The sequence below is a fragment of the Frankia sp. CcWB3 genome (genome assembly GCF_977927595.1).
Window position 1 is genome coordinate 1 of record NZ_CDWRCK010000092.1, and the last position, 6,465, is coordinate 6,465.

Below are 6,465 nucleotides of genomic sequence, written 5' to 3' on the forward strand. Positions count from 1 at the left end.
AGGTGGCCCGGCGCGCCCGGCCGGACCGACCATCACCACGCGTGAGCCCCGGCCGCCGGCCGAGTCCTTCGAGGCCGCGGGCCTGCCCCGCCGGCTCATCAAGGCGCTGGCCGACCGGGACATCGCCGCCCCGTTCCCAGTCCAGGCATCGACCCTGCCCGACGTCCTCGCCGGGGAGAACGTCCTCGGCCGGGCCCGGACCGGCTCGGGCAAGACGCTCGCCTTCGGGCTGCCGCTGCTCGCCCGCATGGCCGGGCAGGGGCCGGCCCAGCCCCGCCGGCCCCGTGCGCTCGTCCTCGTGCCGACCCGCGAGCTGGCCCAGCAGGTCAACGATGCGCTCGAGCCCCTGACCAGGGCGCTCAACCTCCGGCTCGCGCCGGTGTACGGCGGGACGTCCATCAGCCGGCAGATCTCCGCGCTACGCCGCGGTGTGCACCTGGTTGTCGCCACCCCGGGCCGGCTCACCGATCTGGTGGAGCGCGGCGCGTGCGTGCTGGACGAGATCGAGATCACGGTCCTGGACGAGGCCGACTTCATGTGTGACCTCGGCTTCCTGCCCGCAGTGAAGGCACTGCTCGACGCCACCCCGGCGGGCGGGCAGCGGCTGCTGTTCAGCGCGACGCTCGACCGGGAGGTCGAGGTGCTCGTGCGCGACTACCTGCCCGACCCGGTCCTGGTCGCGGTGGACTCCGAGGTCTCCCAGGTCACCACACTCGCCCGGCACGCGCTCGAGGCCGTCGACCGGGCCGCGCAGGTCGCCCTGGTGACCGCGCTCGCCGGCGGCTCGGGGCGCACCCTGGTGTTCGTGCGCACCCAGCGTGACGCCGACTGGGTGGCCGAGTCACTGAGCCGGGCCGGGGTGCCGGCCGAGCCGCTGCACGGCGGAATGCCACAGGGGGCGCGGACCCGGGCGCTGGCCGGTTTCACCGACGGCTTCTACCGGGTGCTGGTCGCCACCGACGTCGCCGCCCGCGGCATCCACGTTGACGGCATCCGGCTCGTCGTGCACCTCGGCCCGCCGGAGGACGCCAAGACCTACCAGCACCGAGGCGGACGGACCGCCCGAGCCGGCGCCGACGGTGCGGACGTGCTCGTCACCCTGCCCGCCGAACGTGGCAAGGTGCGCGGGCTGCTGCGCACCGTCGGGATCGAGGCGAGGCCGATCCCGACGACCGCCGACGATCCGATCGTGCTCGAGCTCGCCGGGCCGCCCGCGCCCCGGATCAGCAAGGACGAGATCCCGCTAGCCCGCACGGGCGGCGGCAGGGGACCGCGCGGCGGCGGTACGCCTCGCGGCAACGAGCACCGGCCCACCCGGCGAGAGGGTCACCGGTTCGGGCGGCCGGCGACCGGGCACGGCCGCCCGCCGCGCCGGGGCGCCGCTCCCGGAACGGCCCCCACCGCTCCGGCACCGACAGCCTGACCGACAGCCTGGCCGCCGGCTCCGGTGCGCCCCTGCGGGCCTGACCGGACGTCCCGCCCCGGCCGCGGGCTCCAGCTGACCGGCCCGGTTTCGACCGGGCCGGTCGGCCGGTTGAACACTCCTGACCAACGACTCGCCCACGCTCTGTGCGCGCTTCACGCACGGTCCGCGCATGCCGTAGCCATCCGACGGCCAATGAAGGGCGCAACGCATTGCCATCGTTCGGATTTGCGGTGTGACCAGGATCACTTAGAGACTTTGCGCGCCACGTCCACTCGATACCGTTTTAGGGACAGCTGTCGGTAACGATGGAAGGAGCGTTGCGCATGGAAAAGGACGAGACGACCCACCTGGCCCCGGGGCTTTCCGTACCAGGTCAGCGGGAGACCGGCTCCGGCGTCCTCGACGGCGCGGAGGTCTTCGAGCCGGCCACGGAAACATTCTCGTTCGGGCCCGTCGCAAACCCGAACCGGCTCCGGCTCGGCGCCTCCCGGTCACTGTGACTCCTGGAGGCCGGCCGCCGTCGGGCGGCCGGCCCTGCTGTTTCACCGCCGACGGGTATGTCGGCCACGAGGAGCGTCGTCCTACCGTCACAGCATGAGCAGCCGCGATGTGACCGCACCCGCGGTCACCACGTCCTCGGTCACCACGCCCCTGGTTTCGGCGGACCCGTCCGGCCGGGAGAACCACCGGTCGTTCTGGGCCCAGTTGGACGGGCCGGTGCACTACGTCGACTTCGGGGGGCCACCCGACGGCCCGCTGCTGCTGTGCGTGCACGGTCTCGGCGGCTCCCACCTCAACTGGCTCGCCTTCGCCCCGCTGCTCACCCCGGTCTGCCGGGTGCTCGCGGTCGACCTGGCCGGGCACGGCCGGACGCCGCCCGCCGGGCGCCACACCGACGTCGCGGCCAACCGGGCACTGCTCGACCGTTTCCTCAGCGAGATCGTCCGGGAGGCGCCCGTCCTCGTCGGCAGCTCGATGGGAGGCATGATCAGTGTGATGCAGGCCAGTCGGCGGCCGGAGTCCGTCGCGGGTCTGGTGCTACTCGGCCCGGCACTGCCCCGGCCGCGAGGCGTGCGCCTGGATCCTGAGATCACCCGCATCTTCGCCGGTCTGCTGGTCCCCCGCCTCGGCGCGGCGGTCCTCGCGTACCGCCGCGGCCGCTACACCCCCCGCCAGCTCGTTGACGAGAACCTGCGGCGGCTCTGCGCCGACCCCGGCCGCATCCCGCCGACGGCGATCGCGGCTATGGTGCGCGCGCAGAGCGAGCGCGGCGGGATCCCCGGCGCGGACCAGGCGTACGTGGGGGCGGCGCGCTCGGTCGTCTGGTCGCTGGTGCGCCCGGCCTCACTCGCGCGCATGGTCCGCACCGTCCGGCAACCGACGATGCTCGTCCATGGCTCCGCCGACCGGCTGATCCCGGTGGGCGTGGCACACCACGTCGCCGCGGAACGCCCGGACTGGCGGGTGGAGATCCTCGACGAGTTCGGCCACCTGCCGATGCTCGAGGCGACGGAGCTCACCGCCGAGCTGGTGCTGGACTGGCTGGGCCGGGATGGCCGGGAGAGCCGGGAGAGCCGGGAAAGCCGGGAAAGCCGAACGGCGGCGGCGCACGCCCGGCCGCCGGCGGTGGCGGTGGCGGCCGACTGACGCCGCCGGGCATCGGGCCCGCTTCGGACCCGCTGGCGAACGATCATCCATCCCGGACGAGGAGATCCACCGATGCGAGGCACGCCGCCCGTCGACGCGCTCCGCGCGGCACTGTGCGCCGCCGCCGGGCATGCCGACGCCTACCTGGCGGGTCTGGCCGATCGTCGGGTCGGCCCCAGCCTGACCGCCGAGCAAGTCCGCCACCGGCTCGGCGACACGCTGCCGGCGGGCCCGAGCGACCCGGTGGCGGTCATCGACGCGCTGGTCGACGCGGTGGCCGGCGGCCTCACTTCGACCGGCTCGGGCCGCTTCTTCGGCTACGTCATCGGCGGGACCCTGCCGGCGGCGCTCGCCGCCGACCTGCTCACCGTCGTGTGGGACCAGAACGCTGCCCTGGCCTCCCTCTCCCCGGCCGCCAGCGCCGTCGAGGCGCTGACCGGCCGCTGGATCGCGCAGCTGCTCGGCCTGCCGCCGGGGGTATCCGTCGGGTTCACCACCGGCACCCAGATGGCGCACGTGACCGCCCTGGCGGCCGCGCGGCACCGGGTGCTGGCGCGGGCCGGCTGGGATGTCGAGACGGATGGTCTCGCCGGGGCACCGCCCGTGCGGGTCCTGGTCGGCGCCGCCCGGCACGCCACTGTCGACGCCGCGTTGCGCCTGCTCGGATTCGGCACCCGCGCGACGATCGCCGTCGAGGCCGACGCGCTCGGGCGGATGCGCCCCGAGGCGCTGCGGGCGGCTCTTGCCCGCGGGAGCGGCGGGAGCGGGCCGACGATCGTGATCGCCCAGGCGGGGGAGGTCAACACCGGTGGGTTCGACCCCTTCGAGGAGGTGTGCGCGCTGGCCCGCGAACACGGCGCCTGGGTGCACGTGGACGGTGCGTTCGGGCTGTGGGCTGCGGTGTCGGCGGCGGCGTCCCAGCGCGCCCTCGTCGCCGGGGTCGAGCGGGCCGACTCGTGGGCGACCGACGGCCACAAGTGGCTCAACGTCCCGTACGACTGCGGGATCGCCCTCGTCGCGGACCGCGAGGCGCACCGGCGGTCGATGTCGGCCTCGGCGGACTACTTCGTCCTCGACTCCGCCGGCCGGCTCGACCCGGTCGACTGGACACCGGAGTTCAGCCGCCGGGCGCGGGCCTTCGCCGTGTACGCGGCGCTGCGCTCGCTCGGCCGGGCGGGGCTGCGCGACCTGGTGGACCGGTGCTGCGAGTATGCCAACCGCTTCGCCGTGCGGCTCGCCGCTCTTCCCGGGGTGACAATCCTGAACGCGGTGGCCGGCCCGGGCGGCCCAGCCGGGTCAGCCGGGTCAACCGGCCCGGGTGGATCGGGCCGCGTCGTGGAGCTCAACCAGGTGCTGGTCCGGGTGATGGCAGACCCGGAGGGCGACCGGACGGCGGCCGGGCGGGCGGCGGGCGACCGGCTGACGGCGGCGGTCACGGCCGCGGTGACGGCAAGCGGCGAGACGTTCATGAGCGGCACGGTGTGGCGGGGCCGCACAGCGATGCGCATCTCGGTAAGCAACTGGTCGACCTCGGACAGCGAGGTGGAGCAGGCGATCGCGGTGATCGGGGCCGCCGTCGCCGAGGCGCGGGGGACGACCGCGGCGGCGCCGGGCGGCGGCGGTACGCACCGCGGCGGTATCGCTTCGTAGTACCCGGCGGACACGACGGCGGAGGTGTCCGGACCGCGCGCGGGCCGCTAGGCTGCCGGATGAACGCCTTGTCCATCCGGCCGGTCCCCCGTGATGATCAGTTCCCGGCGCGCCCGCACCGGAGGGCGCCCGTTTCCACGGTCGGTGACTGGTCCGCAGCTTCGACCGGCGTGCCCAGCGCGCGGGAAGATCTGACGTGTCCAACTCTTTCGTCCACCTTCACGTTCACACCGAGTACTCGATGCTGGACGGGGCGGCTCGGCTGAAGGACATGTTCAAAGAGGTCTCCCGCCAATGGACCACGGCCTCGACATCGAGCGCCGGGTCCGCGACGGCCTGGTGGGCATCGTCCGCACGCTCGGCATGCGGTTCGTCGTCACCAACGACTCGCACTCCACCTACGAGGCCGAGCGGGACGCCCACGCCGCGCTGCTCTGTGTACAGACGGCGTCGACGGTGGCCAATCCCTCCTTCCAGTTCGAGGGGTCGGGCTACTACCTCAAGAGCGCCGAGGAGATGTACGGGATCGACACCTCCGACGTCTGGCGCGAGGGCTGTGAGACCACCCTGCTGATCGCCGAGCGGGTCGACCCCACCGGCATGTTCGCCAAGCACAACCTGATGCCGCGCTTCCCGGTGCCGGCTGGCGAGACCGAGGAGAGCTGGTTTCGCAAGGCGACCTAGGCCGGTATGGCCCGCCGGTTCCCGGACGGCTACGACGACGCCCACCGCGAACGCGTCGAGTACGAGATCGGGATCATCCTGCAGCTGGGTTTCCCGTCGTGCTTCCTGGTGGTCGCCGACTTCATCGTGTGGGCGAAGAGCCAGGGCATCCCGGTGGGGCGAGGACCGCATAGCGCAGATCGTCACCTACGACACGATCAAGGCCAAGGCCGCGATCAAGGACTCCTCGCGGGTGCTCGGCTACCCGTACGCGATGGGTGACCGCATCACCAAGGCGATGCCGCCCGCCGTGATGGGCAAGGACATCCCGCTGGCCGGGATCTTCGACTCCCAGCACCCCCGGTACAGCGAGGCCGGGGAGATCCGTGGGGTGAGGAAGAAGAACGCCGAGGGGCAGTTCGACCTGTTCGCCTTCGACGCCGAGGACGAGCCGGGCGCGGCGCCCGTGTTCGGCGTGCAGGAGTTCTCCGACCAGGAGTGGGACAAGGCGGTCAAGCTGTCCCACGAGCGGGAGATGCTCGGCCTCTACGTCTCCGGCCACCCGCTGCGCGACGTCGAGCACATCCTCGCGGCGAAGGCGGACTGCGGCATCGCGTCCCTGACCGGCGGGGAGCACCCCGATGGTGCCACCGTGACCATCGGCGGAATCATCTCCAGCCTGCAGCGCAAGGTCACCAAGCAGGGCAAGGTGTGGGCGCTGACCACCATCGAGGACCTCGAGGACGGGCTGGAGGTCATGTTCTTCCCGCAGACCTACGAGACCTGCTCCACTCAGCTCGCCGAGGACGCCGTGGTCATCGTCAAGGGCCGCCTCGACAAGCGGGAGGACACCCCGCGGCTGATCGCCTCCGACCTCACGGTCCCCGACCTGTCCGACGCCGCCCTGAGCCCACCGATGGTGATCATCATACTGGTGTCCCGGGTGAACCCGCCGACGGTGGAGCGGCTGCGGGAGGTTCTCGGTACCCATCCCGGGACGACGGAGGTGCACCTGCGGCTGCAGACCGCGAGCCGCACCACCGTGTTCCGGCTCGACGACCGTGTTCCGGCTCGACGAC

At 73.1% G+C, this 6,465-nt stretch carries 4 protein-coding genes and 1 pseudogene; all 5 read left to right on the forward strand.

Annotated features, from left to right (window positions below; genetic code table 11):
- The first annotated feature begins 154 nt into the window (after positions 1–154).
- Positions 155–1,423 (forward strand): DEAD/DEAH box helicase, encoded by a 1,269-nt coding sequence (locus tag ACY5KJ_RS09390; protein WP_462187938.1) that lies wholly within the window; start codon positions 155–157, stop codon positions 1,421–1,423.
- Positions 1,424–1,731: 308 nt separating this feature from the next.
- On the forward strand, positions 1,732–1,926 hold the full coding sequence (locus ACY5KJ_RS09395; RefSeq protein ID WP_462203195.1) for a hypothetical protein: 195 nt from the start codon (positions 1,732–1,734) through the stop codon (positions 1,924–1,926).
- A 94-nt stretch (positions 1,927–2,020) separates the two neighbouring features.
- Positions 2,021–3,073, forward strand: coding sequence for an alpha/beta fold hydrolase (locus ACY5KJ_RS09400; RefSeq protein WP_462203196.1), 1,053 nt, complete (start codon positions 2,021–2,023; stop codon positions 3,071–3,073).
- Positions 3,074–3,145: 72 nt separating this feature from the next.
- Complete coding sequence (locus ACY5KJ_RS09405) at positions 3,146–4,723, forward strand: pyridoxal phosphate-dependent decarboxylase family protein (protein WP_462187934.1); 1,578 nt, start codon at positions 3,146–3,148, stop codon at positions 4,721–4,723.
- A gap of 285 nt (positions 4,724–5,008) precedes the next feature.
- A pseudogene (locus ACY5KJ_RS09410) lies at positions 5,009–6,465 on the forward strand (OB-fold nucleic acid binding domain-containing protein); the annotation flags it as partial.